Annotated in this window: 14 protein-coding genes and 3 tRNA genes; 14 read left to right on the forward strand and 3 right to left on the reverse strand. The window is 37.6% G+C overall.

The window, feature by feature from the left end; genetic code table 11:
- Positions 1 to 3: 3 nt before the first annotated feature.
- From holA to leuS, 3 genes are all read right to left on the reverse strand, one after another.
- Entirely contained in the window at positions 4 to 1,068 is a 1,065-nt protein-coding gene (holA, locus tag KO502_RS10285) for a DNA polymerase III subunit delta (RefSeq protein WP_216022490.1), read from the reverse strand.
- A 94-nt stretch (positions 1,069 to 1,162) separates the two neighbouring features.
- Complete coding sequence (lptE, locus tag KO502_RS10290) at positions 1,163 to 1,696, reverse strand: LPS assembly lipoprotein LptE (RefSeq protein WP_216022491.1); 534 nt, start codon at positions 1,694 to 1,696, stop codon at positions 1,163 to 1,165.
- A 3-nt stretch (positions 1,697 to 1,699) separates the two neighbouring features.
- Positions 1,700 to 4,291 (reverse strand): leucine--tRNA ligase, encoded by a 2,592-nt coding sequence (leuS, locus tag KO502_RS10295; RefSeq protein WP_216022492.1) that lies wholly within the window; start codon positions 4,289 to 4,291, stop codon positions 1,700 to 1,702.
- 343 nt (positions 4,292 to 4,634) lie between these two features.
- On the opposite strand from leuS, the gene KO502_RS10300 reads away from it, so the two are divergent.
- From KO502_RS10300 to KO502_RS10365, 14 genes are all read left to right on the forward strand, one after another.
- A complete protein-coding gene (locus KO502_RS10300; protein ID WP_216022493.1) occupies positions 4,635 to 5,120 on the forward strand; it encodes a zinc ribbon-containing protein in 486 nt (161 codons plus the stop codon).
- A 129-nt stretch (positions 5,121 to 5,249) separates the two neighbouring features.
- A complete protein-coding gene (locus KO502_RS10305) occupies positions 5,250 to 7,667 on the forward strand; it encodes an ATP-binding protein (protein WP_216022494.1) in 2,418 nt (805 codons plus the stop codon).
- A 126-nt stretch (positions 7,668 to 7,793) separates the two neighbouring features.
- The gene (locus tag KO502_RS10310) at positions 7,794 to 8,435 is read left to right on the forward strand and encodes a hypothetical protein (protein ID WP_216022495.1); all 642 of its coding nucleotides are present in this window, start codon (positions 7,794 to 7,796) and stop codon (positions 8,433 to 8,435) included.
- 604 nt (positions 8,436 to 9,039) lie between these two features.
- A complete protein-coding gene (locus tag KO502_RS10315) occupies positions 9,040 to 10,830 on the forward strand; it encodes a DEAD/DEAH box helicase (protein ID WP_216022496.1) in 1,791 nt (596 codons plus the stop codon).
- Positions 10,831 to 11,072: 242 nt separating this feature from the next.
- Complete coding sequence (gene ybgC / locus KO502_RS10320; RefSeq protein ID WP_216022497.1) at positions 11,073 to 11,507, forward strand: tol-pal system-associated acyl-CoA thioesterase; 435 nt, start codon at positions 11,073 to 11,075, stop codon at positions 11,505 to 11,507.
- Positions 11,497 to 12,183: a protein TolQ gene (tolQ, locus tag KO502_RS10325; RefSeq protein WP_216022498.1), complete on the forward strand. Its 687-nt coding sequence runs from the start codon at positions 11,497 to 11,499 to the stop codon at positions 12,181 to 12,183. The genes ybgC and tolQ overlap by 11 nt, the downstream gene beginning before the upstream one ends.
- 9 nt (positions 12,184 to 12,192) lie before the next feature.
- The gene (tolR, locus tag KO502_RS10330; RefSeq protein WP_216022499.1) at positions 12,193 to 12,615 is read left to right on the forward strand and encodes a protein TolR; all 423 of its coding nucleotides are present in this window, start codon (positions 12,193 to 12,195) and stop codon (positions 12,613 to 12,615) included.
- 2 nt (positions 12,616 to 12,617) lie between these two features.
- Positions 12,618 to 13,562 carry a cell envelope integrity protein TolA gene (tolA, locus tag KO502_RS10335; RefSeq protein WP_216022500.1) on the forward strand — a complete coding sequence of 315 codons (945 nt, stop codon included), beginning with the start codon at positions 12,618 to 12,620 and terminating at the stop codon, positions 13,560 to 13,562.
- A gap of 64 nt (positions 13,563 to 13,626) precedes the next feature.
- On the forward strand, positions 13,627 to 14,988 hold the full coding sequence (gene tolB / locus KO502_RS10340) for a Tol-Pal system beta propeller repeat protein TolB (protein ID WP_216022501.1): 1,362 nt from the start codon (positions 13,627 to 13,629) through the stop codon (positions 14,986 to 14,988).
- Positions 14,989 to 15,060: 72 nt separating this feature from the next.
- Entirely contained in the window at positions 15,061 to 15,618 is a 558-nt protein-coding gene (gene pal, locus KO502_RS10345) for a peptidoglycan-associated lipoprotein Pal (protein ID WP_216022502.1), read from the forward strand.
- A gap of 37 nt (positions 15,619 to 15,655) precedes the next feature.
- Positions 15,656 to 16,441: a tol-pal system protein YbgF gene (gene ybgF, locus KO502_RS10350; protein ID WP_216022503.1), complete on the forward strand. Its 786-nt coding sequence runs from the start codon at positions 15,656 to 15,658 to the stop codon at positions 16,439 to 16,441.
- A gap of 184 nt (positions 16,442 to 16,625) precedes the next feature.
- Positions 16,626 to 16,701: transfer RNA gene (locus tag KO502_RS10355), tRNA-Lys, on the forward strand.
- Between the two features lie 108 nt (positions 16,702 to 16,809).
- Positions 16,810 to 16,885: transfer RNA gene (locus KO502_RS10360), tRNA-Lys, on the forward strand.
- A gap of 35 nt (positions 16,886 to 16,920) precedes the next feature.
- Positions 16,921 to 16,996: transfer RNA gene (locus KO502_RS10365), tRNA-Lys, on the forward strand.
- Positions 16,997 to 17,146: the final 150 nt, after the last annotated feature.

Here is a 17,146-nt window from a genome sequence, read left to right on the forward strand (position 1 = left end):
TTATCAGCCATAGTTTAAGCTAAGCGGAGCTGTTTTTTCACCATGATATAAGGTGATACATAAATCGGCTAATAAAATAAAAATATTAAATTCACTACTGGTTTTACTTAATAAATCTATATCAGCAATACGTATTATAGCTTGTTTTATATTATCAAGTTTAATATGTGTTAGCGCATGTTGATACAATGGTTTGCGCTTATCCCAAACTCGATATTGTTTATAGACTTGCGTAATATTTTCACCTTGCGCTAATTGATTGAGCATGGCATATAACTGGTGAATTTCTTTATGGAATACCCAAATGAGTTGTGCTGGCGCCATACCTTCTTGCTGAAGTTGATCAAGCATGGCAATACATTTAGCACAATCACCAAGTAACAAGGCATCAATTACTTGAAAAGGATTGAATTTAGCTTGCTTAAGAATGATCTGTTCCGCATCTTCAATATTAATGCGTTGGTTACCAAAAAGTAGAACAAGTTTTTCTAACTCTTGGGATAGGGCAAGTAAATTGCCTTCAAATAACTCGATAAGTAGAGTATTTAGCTCAGGTGAAATATTAAGTTGTAACTGTCTTGCCTGATTATTTAACCACTGTGGCATTGATTTTAGTTCAATGTCATATAAGGGCAGGTAACAGCCTAACTCAGTTAAACTTTTAAACCATTTACGGTTAGCGCTTGGCCCATCAAGTTTAGCGCCATGAAAAATAAACATCACATCTTGCGGTACATTACCACTGTTAATGTCTTGGTTTAAACGCTCAGCTAAGGCGAGTAGGGCTTTATTTCCTGCATCACCTACTTTAACCGTAGTCAGTTCAACTTCAATAATACGTTGATTCGCAAAAAGACTTAATGCTTGGTATTCATCAATGATAGATTGCCAATCAAAGCTAGTTTCACTACTAAAGCGTATAACTTCACTAAAACCTAGACTTTTTGCATGATTTTTAATTGCCGCTAAGCTATTGTTTTTTTGCCAAGGCTCATCACCAAAAACCAACCAAACAGGTTTGAAACCTTGTCGTAGGGTATTATCGAGTTGGTTATGGTAAATTTTCATAATAAACCTATGGTAAATATTTGCTAAACATTGGATAAATTACCTAGCACCTAGCACCTAGCACCTAAGCTCTAGGACCTGTAGTCTAGCAAAACTAATCTGGTTGAATTCTCGCTAAATCTCGTAATATTTTGTCCGCAGCAGCAGTTCTCATTTCACTTAATAGTAACGATAATTCACGACTTTTTGCCAGAGCAAGGTTTGGATCGTCTTGATAATCACGGTAAAGCTCAAAGCGAAAGTTACGAGAGTCTTGCTCTGGAAAACGCACTTGATAATGTACAGCATAGATTAATTCATACTCAGCAACTTGACCATTAGAAAACAACGACAAAGTACGTCTATCGAGCTTATCTGAAACAATGCGTAATTCAGGCGTGCTTGATTTAGAGTGCTTTAACACGTTAACTTGATTATTGGTCAAATTAAGTTTAACCAATCGAGTTAATTCACCATGCACATCACTCGAGGTAACGTAAAGGGTTTGCAACTCATCATCAAGTAGGTAATCACCACGTAACTGAAAGCCACAAGCTGATAATAAACTTGTGAACAATAAAGTAAGAGCTAAACGTTTAAACGTTAAGCCCTTAGTTACTTTTTTTATCTTAACTATAGCGTTAAACATAATTTAGTTAGCAACAATGTTAAGTAGCTTACCTGGCACATAAATTACTTTACGTATGGTATTACCGTCGGTAAATCTCAATACGTTTTCGTCATTTAAACCAAGCGCTTCAACATCGTCTTTACTTGCGTCAGCTGCAACGGTAATTTTTGCGCGTAATTTGCCATTAACTTGCACAATAATGAGTTTTTCATCTTCAACTAAGGCGCTGTCATCAACTACAGGCCAACTAGCATCTTCAACACTTAACTTGCTGCCACCAACTAAATTCCATAAATGATGACATAAATGTGGGGTGATTGGTGTAAGCATTAACACTACAGCACGAACTGCTTCTTGCATTACCGCTTTATCTTCAATACTGTCTAGTTTCGCTTTATTTAGGTGGTTCATTAATTCCATAATGGCAGCAATTGCCGTATTAAACGTATTACGACGACCTATATCATCGGTTACCTTAGCAATGGTTTTATGTAATTCACGACGTAAATTCTTCTGATTGCTGTTTAAAGATAAGGTTGAAGTATCAGGAATTGCTGCGCCATTAGTGCTTTCAACAAAATCATGTACTAATTTATAAACACGTTTAACAAAACGATGTGCGCCTTCAACACCGGCATCAGACCATTCTAACGTTTGCTCTGGCGGTGAAGTGAACATGATAAATAAACGCACGGTATCTGCGCCATATTTTTCAATTACTTCTTGTGGGTCAATACCATTAGCTTTTGATTTTGACATTTTGCTCATACCCGCAGATAACACAGGTAAGCCATCAACTTTACTCACTGCCGAGGTAATATTGCCTTTTTCGTCACGTTCAACGGTTACATCACTTGGTGCAATCCATTCTTCTGCACCGTTATCAGCTTGGCGGTAGTAAGTTTCAGCTAATACCATGCCTTGACATAAAAGCTTTTTAAATGGTTCATCACATTCAACTAAACCTACATCACGTAATAATTTATGGAAAAAACGTGAATAAAGTAAATGTAAAATAGCATGTTCGATACCGCCAATGTATTGATCAACCGGTAGCCAGTAATTGGCTTTGGCAGGATCAAGCATTTGCGTATCGTCATTTGGTGAACAGTAACGAGCGTAATACCAAGAAGATTCCATAAAGGTATCGAAAGTATCTGTTTCACGTAATGCGTCTTCACCGTTGTAAGTCGTTTTTGCCCACTCAGGATCGTCTTTAATAGGTGATGTTGTACCGTTCATTACCACATCTTCAGGTAAAATCACTGGAAGTTCGTTTTCTGGTACAGCTACAGATTCACCATTTTCAAGGTTAATCATCGGGATTGGTGTACCCCAGTAACGTTGGCGAGAAACGCCCCAATCGCGTAAACGGTAATTAGTTGTGACTTTGCCTTTACCTTCACTGGTTAGCTTTTCACTAATCGCGGTAAATGCTTGTTCGAAATCTAAACCGTCAAATTCACCCGAATTAATTAATGTTGATTTTTCAGTGATTGCTGCTTTGCTAATATCATCAGATTCAGCACCTGCAATAACTTGTTCAATCTCTAAATTATATTGTAATGCAAACTCATAATCGCGTTGATCATGGGCTGGCACAGACATAACCGCACCTGAGCCGTAATCCATTAATACAAAGTTTGCAGCCCATACAGGTACTAATTTACCTGTTAGTGGGTGAATCGCTTGAAGACCCGTATCAACACCTTTTTTCTCCATTGTCGCCATATCAGCTTCAGTGGTTTTGCTGTTTTTACACTCATCAATAAAAGCAGCTAATTCGATGTTATCTTGTGCTGCTGCTAATGCTAGGGGATGCTGCGCAGCAAGCGCTACATAAGTAACACCCATTAAGGTATCAGGGCGTGTGGTGTATATATCAAAGCTTTCGTTAGAATTGGCAACTTCAAAAGTCATCTCAACACCTTGCGAGCGACCAATCCAGTTGCGCTGCATGGTTTTAACTTGCTCAGGCCATTCGTCTAACTTGTCTAAATCTTCTAGCAATTCTTCAGCGTAATCAGTAATTTTGATAAACCATTGTGGGATTTCTTTACGTTCAACAATCGCGCCAGATCTCCAGCCTTTACCGTCAATTACTTGTTCGTTAGCTAATACTGTTTGGTCAACTGGATCCCAGTTAACTGTAGCATTCTTTTTATAAACTAAACCTTTTTCGAAAAGCTGCGTGAAAAACCATTGTTCCCAACGATAATAATCAGGCTTACAGGTAGCTAATTCACGGCCCCAGTCGTAACCAAAACCAAGTGATTGAAGTTGATTACGCATGTAGTCAATGTTTTGATAAGTCCAGTTACCCGGCGCAGTTTTGTTTTTAATCGCTGCGTTTTCAGCAGGTAAACCAAATGCATCCCAACCCATTGGCTGCATAACATTTTTACCTTGCATGCGCTGGTAGCGAGAAATCACATCACCCAAGCTATAGTTACGTACGTGACCCATGTGTAAACGACCACTTGGATACGGGAACATAGCTAAACAGTAAAACTTTTCTTTGTCTGGGTTTTCAACAGCTTGAAAGGTATTGTTATCAGTCCAAAATTTTTGTACTGTGGCTTCAATTGACTGGGGATTGTAAATGGCTTCCATTTAGGGATTCTCTAATACTTTTGAGGTGTTAACGGCTTACCTAGCATTTTGCAAAGTAGTCTAAATTTTTATCGAAACTATTATCGAAATTATTATTTAAATTAAAGTGCAAAACCGCAAGTAAAGCGACGTGAGATTATCGCAGTAGAATACCTTATCTAGCGGGGTAACAACAAGTATAACTTTGAAATTTTCCTAGGGATAAATGCGCAGTTAGGTCTATAGTTAGCTTGATAATTAAATAGTTAGCCCAATATCTAAATGGTTAGTTAGCTAAATAGAACGCTTTTTTATAAGCCTATTTAGAACAAGTTATTAATCAATAATATTGAGAGGAAATACCATGTCACAACAAAATGATTACTTTGCTGATGTATATAAAAAACTCAATAACTGGTTAGTTGAGATGAAAATACAACAAAAACCGAATATTGATGAATTTATAAAACAGGCTAAATTGTATGCGGGTGCTATTGAAAGCATGTCGGAAGAAAAGTTACAACAATTTACCGCTAACCTAAAATATGACTTGCATGATTTTTATCAGTTAAATAAAAACCAAGCAGAACATTCTGTTTATTTAGGTTTGTTAAATGAAGCGCTATGGGAAAACCTAGCCAAATTAACCGACAAATCACAAGTAGAATGGGCTGAATTAGTTGATGATTTTGACCACGATGGTGTATATAAAAGCGGTGATTTTATTGGCTTTGGTGAGCTACAGTGTGAGCAATGCGATGCAAAAATATCGATTACCCATTTTAGTGAAATTAACGATTGTGCCCATTGCGGATCTAGCGACTTTATTCGTCAACCACTTAACCCTTAAACTTTAACCATGCAGACATGGTGATAACCTGACAATCAACTTGTTAGCAAAAATGTTAACAAGTACACTACCGACAAAATATATTGATTATCCAGCAAACATGCTTTTGATAACCCTTAAAGGATTTATATGACTAAAACTGCTTCTAGCCTTGCAGATCAAACCCGCTTGGGTGTTGATGAACTGACTTCTTCTCTATCCACTTCATTATTTTCTCAAAATAAAAAATCAGCTAGTAATGTTAAGGGCAATAAACCACAGAGTTTTGTAGGTCATGACCGTGCAAAAGAGGCACTCGAGTTTGGTTTATCTATGTCTGCTATTGGTTTTAATGTTTTTGCAATGGGTGAGCATGGCACAGGCCGACAAACCTTAATTAAGCAAATGTTAACAGCACTTGCCATAGAAAAAACCGCTCCAGATGAGTGGTGTTATACCAATAATTTTGATGAAAGCCATATCCCGTTAACCTTGTCAGTAAAACCAGGTGAGGGTAAAGCATTACTAAGTAGTATGAATAAGTTTATTGATGGCTTGATCAGCTTATTTCCTGATGTTTTTGATAATCCGGGTTACCAACGTAAAAAATCAGCCATTGATAGAGAGTTTAATCAAAAATACGATCAAGCTATTAGTGTTGTTGAAGAAATCGCTTTAAAAGAAAATGTAGTGTTATTTGAAGAAAATGGTGAGGTAGGCTTTTCACCTTTAGTTGACGGTAAGCCGTTAAGTGAAAAAGAGTTAGCAAATCTAGATGACACTGCCAGAGCAAGTTTTTATCAAGTGATCACCGAACTAGAAATTGTCTTAACCGAACAGTTATTAGAATTACCGCAGTGGAAACGTTTGTCATTTGAGCAATTAAAAAAATTAAAAAATGCAACTGCTGAACAAGCCATTAAGCCATATTTAACTGAACTAGAAAAAGAGTTTAGTGAAAACGAAGGTGTTTTAAAATATTTAGGCGCAGTAAAAAACCATGTGGTTGAAGCAGTTTTAGAGATTTTAATATCTGAATCAGACGACGCACCAACTGATAGAGAACTACGTAAATTGATGGTTGAACGTTTTTTACCTAATTTATTGGTTCCTCGTGATATTAAACAAGGTGCTCCTGTAGTTTATGAGCAAAACCCAACCTACCAAAATTTATTTGGTCATAATGACTTTGCTAGTTTTCAAGGCAGTAGTTATACCAGTTATCGTTTAATACGCCCCGGCGCATTACATAAAGCTAATGGCGGTTATTTGCTGCTTGATGCTGAAAAAGTATTAAGCCAACCTATGATCTGGTCACGTTTAAAACTGGCCTTAAAAACACAACAAATTACCATTGAAAACCCGTATTCAGATTACAGTCAGCCGAGTGGTTATAGCTTACAGCCTGAAAAAATACCCTTACAAGTTAAAGTAGTGCTTCTGGGTGATGCTGAAATTTATTATACCTTGCAAGATTACGATCAAGAGTTTACCGAGCTATTTAGAGTACTCGCAGACTTTGATCGCCACCTTGATAAAACCGACGATAACTTAACAGCTTTTGGGCAACTTATTCGACAACGTGCTGAGCAGCATAATTATCCGCAAGTAAGTGATGATGCGGTATTAGAATTAGTACGCTACGCCCTTAGACGCGGCGAGCATAAACATAAAGTTTCCGCCAATATTGTGCAGGTAAATGACCTACTTGATGAAGCTAATTACTGTTGGCAAAAGCAGGGCGGTAAAGGCTCACTTACCGCCGAGCATATTGCTTTAGCACAAGCGGCTAAAAAACGTCGTGTTGGTCGTTTAAGTGAAACTTGGCTAAGTGAAATTAAAGAGCAACAAGTACTTATACACACTGAAGGCGAATTTATCGGTAAAGTAAATGGCCTAACGGTACTTGAAATTGGCGACAGTGTTTTTGGTACTCCTGCGCGCATTACAGCAACCGTTTATGCTGGTAGTGAAGGTGTTACAGATATAGAGCGTGAGGTTGATTTAGGTAAATCTATTCACTCGAAAGGTGTATTACTGTTAACAGGATATTTAGGGCATAAGTACGGACAAACATTCCCAGTGAGCATTTCTGCCAACATTGCTATTGAACAATCTTATGGTCATATCGATGGTGACAGCGCTTCAATGGCGGAACTTTGTGCACTCATCTCAGCAATTACCTTATTACCAATTGATCAGAGTTTAGCGATGACGGGTTCAATTAACCAACATGGTGAAGTACAATCCATTGGTGGTGTTAACGAAAAAATTGAAGGCTTCTTTCAATTATGTCTCGATAAAGGTTTAACAGGAAAACAAGGGGTTATCATTCCTAAAACCAACGTGATTAATCTAATGCTTAATGATGAAGTAATGAATGCGGTATCTCGCGGTGAGTTTGTTATTCATGCTGTTGAAACAATAGATCAAGCGCTTGAGTTATTGATGAATGTAGACGCAGGTAAAATTAGCAGAACAGGCCGATACCCACGTAAATCTATTCATGGTTTAGCGCTCGATAAACTTGAAAACTTTGCCAATATCCTTAATGGTGATGAAGAATAGGAATTTGAATATTAGGTAAAGTTTACAAAATTGTAAATAAGGCCTAACATAATTGTTCATTTATTGCACTTTAGTTTAGTCTTTGTTATCTTGTTTAACATAAAAGTAACAATTGATTGGGCTAAAATGCAATTTTCGTCGGAAGAGCTAGACTTCTTCAGTAATATTTTTACTGAGAAAACAGCCGATGTTCAGTTGGTTGATGAGCAGCTTGAAAACTCAGGTAATCAACCTAAAATAACACGTCAGAAATTGAGCGTGCAATCCGACGTGCCTCCATACTTACGACAAGTTTTAGCGGAGAGTAAATTAACGCTTCTAGCTGAAATTAGTCACTACCAGTTATGGTTTCCTGTTAGTTTGTCTTTTACTAACGAAGGCGACTTTTTACCTAAACTAGGCACACCTGAAATCATTGATGTTAAAGGTAATGAACGTAGCTGGCGAGTAAACACACCGAAAGATGTTGCACTTATTGATGTATTGAGCGACCAAAAAATTGAAGTATTATCATTGTCTGCAACAGGTATTACTTTAAATATGCCAAGTGTTGAGGGTGACGCTTTAGACTTGCTACAAGCACCTTTAGAAATGAGATTTGCAGATGAAACGGCACTTAAACTAGAGCTTGATATCGTACGCCATGAAAACAACGTAGTGGCCGCTAAATTTAAAGATTTAGATCAAGGTAGAGAATCGTTAAGAAAGTTTTTATTCAATTCACATAAAGTCAAACACGCTAACCTCTACCAAGATGTTATTTTATAAATTACTTGCCAACCCCCTTAACTTCTGTATAATGCGCGCTTCGACAACAGGGTAAGTGATATTAGACATTCTTAAGAATGATTTTTATACGAATTCTTCCATGATTTTTGCATGGTAAGATATTCTGTATAAGCATTACTTCTTCATAAAATGCTAATCAGTGGCTAACACAACGAACATTACACTCTCTTATACACCTTGTTGGTTCTATAAAGACTGCTTATACCAACGGTTTTTACTGCTAATTATTAGTCAGTGAATTGTTACCGTAAAATGGATGTATAAGATAATCGAGATGAGTGGGGTTTTACCGCCCAATAGACTTGCCCAGCTAATTCACTCCTAGAGTTAGCAAGAAATATAGTGTTAATAGAACACTGTGTGCCTAAAGTCTTCCTGGTGGTTTCCTCGTAACTATTTACGCAGGTTAAGACTTAGCAATTTAAAGCAAAAGCTATAGCTAGCTACTTTAAGCGCTGTAAGGTAACAATAAATTTTGTTAGCTTAGCGGGAGTTTAGCAGCTGTTTAGCTATTGATTTTTATAATTACACCCTGTAATTACGCTCAAGTAATGTGCCTGTCTTGAGAAGATGAAAATTATTTATGACTGATCAAAAAACTGAAATTCAACCAGTAGAATTTGCCTCTTTAGGTTTACCTGAAAAAATATTATCTGCTGTTCTTTCTATTGGCTTTAATGCAGCTACCGATATTCAAGCAAAAACAATTCCCCCATTACTTGCTGGTAAAGACGTATTAGGTGAAGCACAAACAGGTACTGGTAAAACAGCAGCATTCGGTTTACCTGGCCTTGCTAAAATAGACACTTCAATTAAAAAACCACAAATGATGGTTTTAGCACCTACGCGTGAGTTAGCAATGCAAGTTGCAGAAGCGATTGAATCTTTCGGTAAAGACATGAAAGGTTTACGTGTAGCTACATTATACGGTGGTCAATCTTACGGACCTCAATTTCAACAACTAGAGCGCGGCGCGCAAGTTGTTGTTGGTACGCCAGGTCGTTTAATGGACCACTTACGTCGTAAAAGCCTAAAATTAGGCGATTTAAGTGTATGTGTATTAGATGAAGCTGATGAAATGTTAAACATGGGCTTTTTAGAAGACATTCAATGGATATTGGATCACTTACCTAAAACAGCGCAAATGTGTTTATTCTCAGCAACTATGCCACCAGCAATTCGTAAAATTGCTAACAAGTTCTTAAAAGAGCCTGAGCATATTAAAATTGCAGCAGTGAAAAAAGCGAAAGCAAACATTACCCAATACGCATGGAAAGTAAGCGGCATTACTAAAATGACTGCACTAGAGCGTATTGCGGAAGTAGTTGATTACGATGCAATGATAATCTTTGTTCGTACCCGTAATGATACTGTAGATATTGCTGAAAAATTAGAGCGTGCTGGTTACCCTGCATTAGCGCTTAATGGTGACATGAACCAAGCACAACGTGAGCGTTGTATTGACCAAATGAAATCAGGCAAATCCTCTATTTTAGTAGCGACTGATGTTGTTGCACGTGGTTTAGATATTCCGCGTATTTCATTAGTAATTAACTATGATTTACCAGGTGATAATGAAGCGTATGTTCACCGTATTGGTCGTACAGGTCGTGCTGGTCGTGAAGGTATGTCAATTGCATTTGTACGCCCACGTGAAATGTACTCATTACGTCATTACGAGCGTTTAACGTCAGGTAAAGTACTTGATTACCAATTACCAAATATTCAAGAAATTGGTAAAATTCGTATTGAACGTACACGTCTTGAAGTAGCAAGTATTATTGCAGATAAAGACATTGCAAGTATGCGTGAAATTGTTGAAGGCATGGCGGCGGAATCTGAAGTATCTATGCTTGACCTTGCAGCGGCTTTCTTGTTCCAAAAACAAATGAAGCAACCATTGCAACCAAAAGAAGATCCTAAACCACGTCGTGAAACGCGTGAACGTAACGACAGGAATGATCGTGGTGATCGTAACAGCCGTGGTAACGACAACCGTCGTGATTCTCGTGGTCGTAACGAAGGTCGTAACAACCGTGATGACAAACCACGTAAAGCTAAAGTAGCGCGTGATGATGTTGATTGGCAGACTTACCGTTTAGAAGTAGGTAAAGAGCATGGTGCACGTCCAGGTGATATTGTTGGTGCTATTGCTAATGAAATATCACTTGATAGCAGCTACATTGGCGCGATTAACTTACACGAAAAACATAGTTTTGTGCAGTTACCTAAAGGTATTCCAACAGACTTGTTTAACCAATTAAAAGGTGTACGTGTTCGTCGTCAACCGCTTGCTATTAGTACATCAAATGAAGCAGTTGTTAGCCAACAACGTTCAAACCGTCGTCCAGAAAAAGCACAACGTCATAACTAGAACATACTAGTCGTTAACTAAAGGATATTTTGTTAACGATTATATGATGCAAATTGTTTTAATCTGAAAAGCGCCTTTGGGCGCTTTTTTGTTTTTTGACGGTCAAAAAAATGATTTTTATGGCTTTTATGCTAAAAAGTGTAAGTATTTATCTCCATCATCTTGTTTGCCTATTGCTTTATCTATTACTATAGAGCCATCAAAAAAATAGGCAACTAAAGAGTATTTAATCGTATCTCATAATGTTTGAACTCACTCCACAATCAATACCTGCAAAAAATCATCAACTCGCTATTCGTATTTATTACGAAGATACTGATGCTGGTGGTATTGTATATTACGCAAATTATTTAAAATTTTTTGAACGTGCTCGTACCGAGTGGTTGAGAGAAATAGGTGTAAACCAAGAAAGCTTTTTGCAACAAAAATTAGGGTTTGTAGTCAGACACGTAGAAATGAATAATATTGCTTCGGCAAAGCTCGATGACTTATTGGAAGTACACTCAACCATAATCACCTTGAAACGCGCAAGTTTAGTGTTTCAACAACAAATAACTAATCAACAAAAGCAAGTTATATGCACGGCAAATGTACGTATCGCTTGCGTAGACTTTAGTCAGAATAAACCCTGTGCTATTCCTGACTTAATACTAGGAGCGTTTAAACGTGTCAGCTGAAATCTCTATTTTCCATTTGTTTTTAGAAGCAAGTATATTAGTACAAAGCGTTATGCTTATCTTACTCAGTTTTTCAGTTATCTGTTGGGCAATGATCTTTCAGCGCAGAAAAATTCTTCGTACCGCCGCGGCAGAATTAAAAGCCTTTGAAGATAAGTTTTGGAGTGGGGCAGATTTAAGCAAGTTATATAGCGAAATATCGGCAAAGCCACAAGTACAAGGTATCGAGAGCTTATTTGTTGCAGGCTTTAAAGAATTTGCTCGTCTAAGAAAAAGTCATATTGATAACCCACAAATTATCGTTGATGGTACCCATCGTGCTATGCGTGTTGCTTTATCCCGTGAGGTAGACAACCTAGAAACACACTTACCTTTTATGGCAACAGTTGGCTCTATTAGTCCTTATATTGGCCTGTTTGGTACAGTATGGGGAATTATGAATTCATTTATTGCATTAGGCTCAGTAAAACAAGCGACCTTAGCAATGGTTGCGCCTGGCATTGCTGAAGCGTTAATTGCTACAGCAATGGGCTTATTCGCCGCTATTCCTGCGGTCATGGCATATAACCGCTTTAGCCATAAAGTAGAAAAGCTAGAAAATAGTTACGGTAACTTTATGGATGAATTCTCTAGTATTTTACAGCGCCAATCTGCAGCTGAGCAATCATCTAAGTAAGGTCGTACTATGTATCAAAGAGTTAGACGCCGTAAAGTGGCTGAGATAAACGTAGTGCCATATATTGATGTAATGTTGGTATTACTCATTATATTTATGGTAACTGCGCCGTTAATTACCCAAGGGGTGAAGGTAGATTTACCGCAAGCTGAAGCAGAGCCTCTTGACGAAGACAGTAAAACACCACTTGTTGCTAGTGTTGATGCTCAAGGTCGCTATTACATAACTGTTGGTGCTGATGACAAAACGCCAATGTCAGCAGAAGAAGTTGCTGTATTAGTAAAAGCACACCTTGAACTTGAGCCAGGTACTCCCGTTGTTGTGAATGGTGATGGTGCAGTATCGTACAATGCAGTTATACAGTTAATGGTAATGTTGCAAACAGTTGCTGGCGTACCATCTGTTGGTTTAATGACTGACTCGGTGGATTAAGCATGACTAAACAAACGTCTCCAGTAAATATTACTAAAACCAATAACGCTAAAGCTTTTTGGCTAAGTATTGCTTTGCATGTTGTTTTATTGATTGGTTTATTATCGGGGGATTTTGCTTCAATGCCTAAACCAACGCCAACACCTGCACCACAAACAGGTGAACCAATTAAAGCTGTTGTTATTGATAAAGCGAAACTTGATCACGCAATTAATAAGATCAAAAAAGAAAAAGCCAACCAAATTAATGCCGAACAAAAACGTATTAAAGATGCTGAAAAACGTGAAGCAGATGCAAAAAAACGTCGTGCTAAAGAAGAAGCACGTATTAAAAGTTTAGAAGCGCAACGTAAGAAAAAAGAACAAGAGAAAATTAAAGCCGACAAGGCAGCAAAAGCGGCAAAAGTGAAAGCCGATAATGCTGAAAAAATCCGTAAACAAAAAGAGCAAGAGAAACAAGCGGCGGAAGAAGCGGCTGCAGCAGCAAGATCAAAACGACTTAAAGAAGAGGCGGCAGCTAAAAAAGCAGAAGAGCAGCGACTTGAAAAAATTGCAGAGCAAAAGCGTCAAGAAAAAGCGGCGAAAGAGCAAGCAATACAAGATGCTATGTTAGCTGAACAAATGGCCGTTGAAATGGCGAGTCGTAATCAAGCTCGTCAACAACAAGTAATGACTGAAATTCAACGTTACTCAGCATTAATAACGCAAAGTATTAATCAACGTATGATTAAAGATCGAAGCACGATGGAAAATAAATCGTGTAAATTAATGCTTAAACTAGCTCCTTCTGGTTTTGTTATTGACGTTAAAGCGGGCCAGGGTGATAAAGTGGTTTGTGATGCCGCGACCATAGCTATTGGTAAAGCGGGTAACTTACCCGTGTCTAAAGACCCTGAAGTGTTTAAAGAAATGAGTAATTTATCAGTGTTAGTAATACCGAGTTTTTAATAGAAATGTTTACTCTAGGTAATTAATAACTAACTATTTTCATAAAGCAGGAAAATAATAATATATGAAATCATTATCAAAATGGTTACAAAAAATAACCATCAGTGCTTGTCTCGCGTTTAGTTCAACGTCGGCAATGGCTGCCTTAGAAATCGTTATTACTGGTGGCGTAGATAGCGCTCGACCTATCGCAATAATGCCTTTTGAATGGAACGGTATAGGCGAACGACCAGAGTTCATGTCAAAAGTCATTAGTGATGACTTATTACGTAGCGGTAAGTTTAGCCCTATATCGGCAAATAATTTTCCACAACAAAAGGTTAGTGCCAATAATGTTGATTACAGCGCATGGGCAGGTTTAGGTGCAGAAGCACTACTTATTGGTAAAATAAATGAAACAGCCCCAGGCCGTTATACGGTAAGTTATCAGCTTATTGATGTGATCCGCGGACAATTACTAGATAGTAATAGTTCAAAGTTAAGTAATGGCGAATTAGTTAAAAGTAATGAACATTTATTAGCACAAAGCAGTGCTATCCTTGCTAAAAATCAAACACGTCGATATGCACACAGCATAAGTAATGTTATCTACGAGCAACTTACTGGTACTAAAGGTGCTTTTTTAACTAAAATTGCTTACGTTATCGTACGTGATGAAGGCGCTTATCCATACCAATTAGCTTTTGCTGATTATGATGGTTTTAATGAACATGTATTATTAAGTTCAAAAGAGCCATTAATGTCACCAGACTGGAGCCCTAATGGCGAACAAATTGCTTACGTGTCTTTTGAAAATCATCAAGCCGAAATTAACAGTATTGACATTTATACCGGTGAGAGAAAACTAATCAGCTCATTTAAAGGCATAAATAGTTCGCCACGTTACTCACCAGACGGTAAGCAAATGGCCATGGTATTATCAAAAGACGGTAATCCTGAGTTATACATAATGGATCTTGCAACCAAAAAACTACGTCGAGTCACTCGTAATCGTGCTATAGATACTGAGCCAAATTGGACACCTGATGGAAAATCATTAGTATTTAGTTCAGAACGAGGTGGTAAACCGCAGTTATATCGCGTAGATTTAGCTGGTGGTAAAGTAAGACGTTTAACCTTTGATGGTGAAATGAACCTTGGAGGCTCAGTAACACCAGATGGTAAACAATTGATCATGGTAAACAGAACGCGTGGCCAATATCGCTTAGCTAAATTAGAATTAAACTCTGGTTTATTTCAAGTGTTAACCGAAACGCGTTTAGATGAATCACCTAGTGTTTCACCTAATGGTGGCATGATCATATACAGCACCTCGCACAATAATCGACAAGTGTTGGGATTAGTGTCGGTAGATGGACGTTTCAAAGCAAGACTACCTGCCCTTGATGGTCATGTAAAAGCACCTGCTTGGTCGCCATTTTTATAACAAGAATAATAAGATATAAAAAATTAATTGAGTTAACTCAAAACTCATCACTTTAGAATATAGGAAAATATAATGCGCTTTAATATAAAAAAAACTAACCTAGTAAAAAGCTTAGCAATCGCTTTACCGCTTACTGTTTTATCAGCTTGTAGTTCAATGTCTGACTCTGATGAACAAAGTCAAATTGATACTAATGCTCAAGTTACCCAAAATGCAGAAGCTACAGCTGAAAGCGTACAAGTAACTGCAGCAAAACGTGCCGCAGAAATAGAAGAGCAAAAACGTCAAGAATTAGCAGCATTACGTGCTGAACATATCATCTACTTTGATTTTGATGTATCAAATGTAAGTGAAAAATATGGCGCTATCTTAGATGCACACGCAAGCTTTTTAAATGCTAACCCAGAAACAAAAGTACTTATTGAAGGTAATACCGATGAACGTGGTACGCCAGAGTACAACATCGCATTAGGTGAGCGTCGTGCTAAATCAGTAGCTACCTACTTAGAAAACATGGGTGTTCCAGCTGAGCAATTGACTGTAGTTAGCTACGGTGAAGAAAAGCCAGCAGACAGAGAACGTAATGAAGCAGCTTTTGCTCAAAACCGTCGTGTTGTATTAGTTTACTAAGAAATATTTATCACTTGTATATTAAGCAGGTACCTAAATGAAACTCAATAAAGTTTTATTTGGCATGATGTTTACAGCTAGCGCATTCAGTGCGCTAGCTGTTGCTAAAGCGCCAGTCATTGATGTTAACGCTAATTCTATCGACTCAGCAGCGTTAATGGACCAACTAACAACGCTAACACGTAAGTTAGACTCACGAAATAAAGCGCAAATTAAACTTCAACGTCAACTTGACCAATTACAAAATGAAGTCAGCGAACTTCGTGGTGTAACCGAGTTGCATACTCATCAATTAGGTGAAGTATTAGAGCGACAGCGTGAACTGTATCAAGAAATTGATCGACGTGTTAATGAAGTACTTAAATCTCCGAACAAACAGAAAGCAAGCACAGCTAATACTACTATCGCGGCGGTAAAAACGACGACAGAGTATAGTAACAACCTAACTGAAAATGAAAGCTATGATCGTGCGGTTAATTTTGTATTAAAAGATAAAAATTACCAACAAGCTATTGTCGAGTTTAAAGCTTTTAATAAAAACTTCCCTAAATCTAGCTACGCGCCAAACTCACACTATTGGTTAGGACAGCTATTGTTTAACCAAGGTGAGCTTACAGAAGCGCATAATGAATTTTTAATTGTTGTAAATGCTCATAAAGACTCATCAAAGCGTCCTGATGCTTTACTGAAACTCGGTATGATTGAAGAAAAACAAAAAGATAATAACAAAGCTATTTTATCCTATCAGCAATTGCTAAAAGAGTATCCAGATTCAACCTCTGCAAAACTCGCAAAACCACGTTTAGCCAGTTTAACTAAATAGTATAAATAGTAAATAAATTGTAGCACTATTACTTTTGCTGATGATTAATGTAGCGTATTGTTGAGAAAATGCGCTAATAGTAAATTTTATCGAGAAAAAAGCAAGAAAAACGAAGTTTATAGTTGCACTTCAAAAAATTATGAGTATTATATGCCCCGCGTTGAGGCAGTGACTCAACACATGTCGGCCGTTAGCTCAGTTGGTAGAGCAGTTGGCTTTTAACCAATTTGTCGAAGGTTCAAATCCTTCACGGCCGACCACTTTCATAACTTAAGTTATAATATTAATTATTACTTACAGTTAGAATAAAAGTCTCCTTATCTTTATCGAAAATGGAGCAAGTAAATCGTAAATATAAAATCTTGTATCGGCCGTTAGCTCAGTTGGTAGAGCAGTTGGCTTTTAACCAATTTGTCGAAGGTTCAAATCCTTCACGGCCGACCACTTCAAGATTATTTATTGTTTACTACAATTAGGAACGGCCGTTAGCTCAGTTGGTAGAGCAGTTGGCTTTTAACCAATTTGTCGAAGGTTCAAATCCTTCACGGCCGACCACTCCTAATTAGTAAAATGTAAAACCTCAATGATAAAGTTAATCAATATTTATCCCTAGTTAAAGTTGAGTTATAAAGTACAGGAACGGCCGTTAGCTCAGTTGGTAGAGCAGTTGGCTTTTAACCAATTTGTCGAAGGTTCAAATCCTTC

The organism is Colwellia sp. E2M01 (assembly GCF_018860585.1).
Classification (GTDB): Bacteria; Pseudomonadota; Gammaproteobacteria; order Enterobacterales; family Alteromonadaceae; genus Colwellia.

Bases quoted from the DNA above. Each gene is read 5' to 3' on its own strand.
- holA (WP_216022490.1), bottom strand. From the start codon at position 1,068: ATGAAAATTTACCATAACCAACTCGATAATACCCTACGACAAGGTTTC.
- KO502_RS10300 (WP_216022493.1), top strand. From the start codon at position 4,635: ATGTCACAACAAAATGATTACTTTGCTGATGTATATAAAAAACTCAAT.
- ybgF (WP_216022503.1), top strand. From the start codon at position 15,656: ATGAAACTCAATAAAGTTTTATTTGGCATGATGTTTACAGCTAGCGCA.
- leuS (WP_216022492.1), bottom strand. From the start codon at position 4,291: ATGGAAGCCATTTACAATCCCCAGTCAATTGAAGCCACAGTACAAAAA.
- KO502_RS10305 (WP_216022494.1), top strand. From the start codon at position 5,250: ATGACTAAAACTGCTTCTAGCCTTGCAGATCAAACCCGCTTGGGTGTT.
- lptE (WP_216022491.1), bottom strand. From the start codon at position 1,696: ATGTTTAACGCTATAGTTAAGATAAAAAAAGTAACTAAGGGCTTAACG.
- KO502_RS10315 (WP_216022496.1), top strand. From the start codon at position 9,040: ATGACTGATCAAAAAACTGAAATTCAACCAGTAGAATTTGCCTCTTTA.
- ybgC (WP_216022497.1), top strand. From the start codon at position 11,073: ATGTTTGAACTCACTCCACAATCAATACCTGCAAAAAATCATCAACTC.
- tolA (WP_216022500.1), top strand. From the start codon at position 12,618: ATGACTAAACAAACGTCTCCAGTAAATATTACTAAAACCAATAACGCT.
- pal (WP_216022502.1), top strand. From the start codon at position 15,061: ATGCGCTTTAATATAAAAAAAACTAACCTAGTAAAAAGCTTAGCAATC.
- tolR (WP_216022499.1), top strand. From the start codon at position 12,193: ATGTATCAAAGAGTTAGACGCCGTAAAGTGGCTGAGATAAACGTAGTG.
- KO502_RS10310 (WP_216022495.1), top strand. From the start codon at position 7,794: ATGCAATTTTCGTCGGAAGAGCTAGACTTCTTCAGTAATATTTTTACT.
- tolB (WP_216022501.1), top strand. From the start codon at position 13,627: ATGAAATCATTATCAAAATGGTTACAAAAAATAACCATCAGTGCTTGT.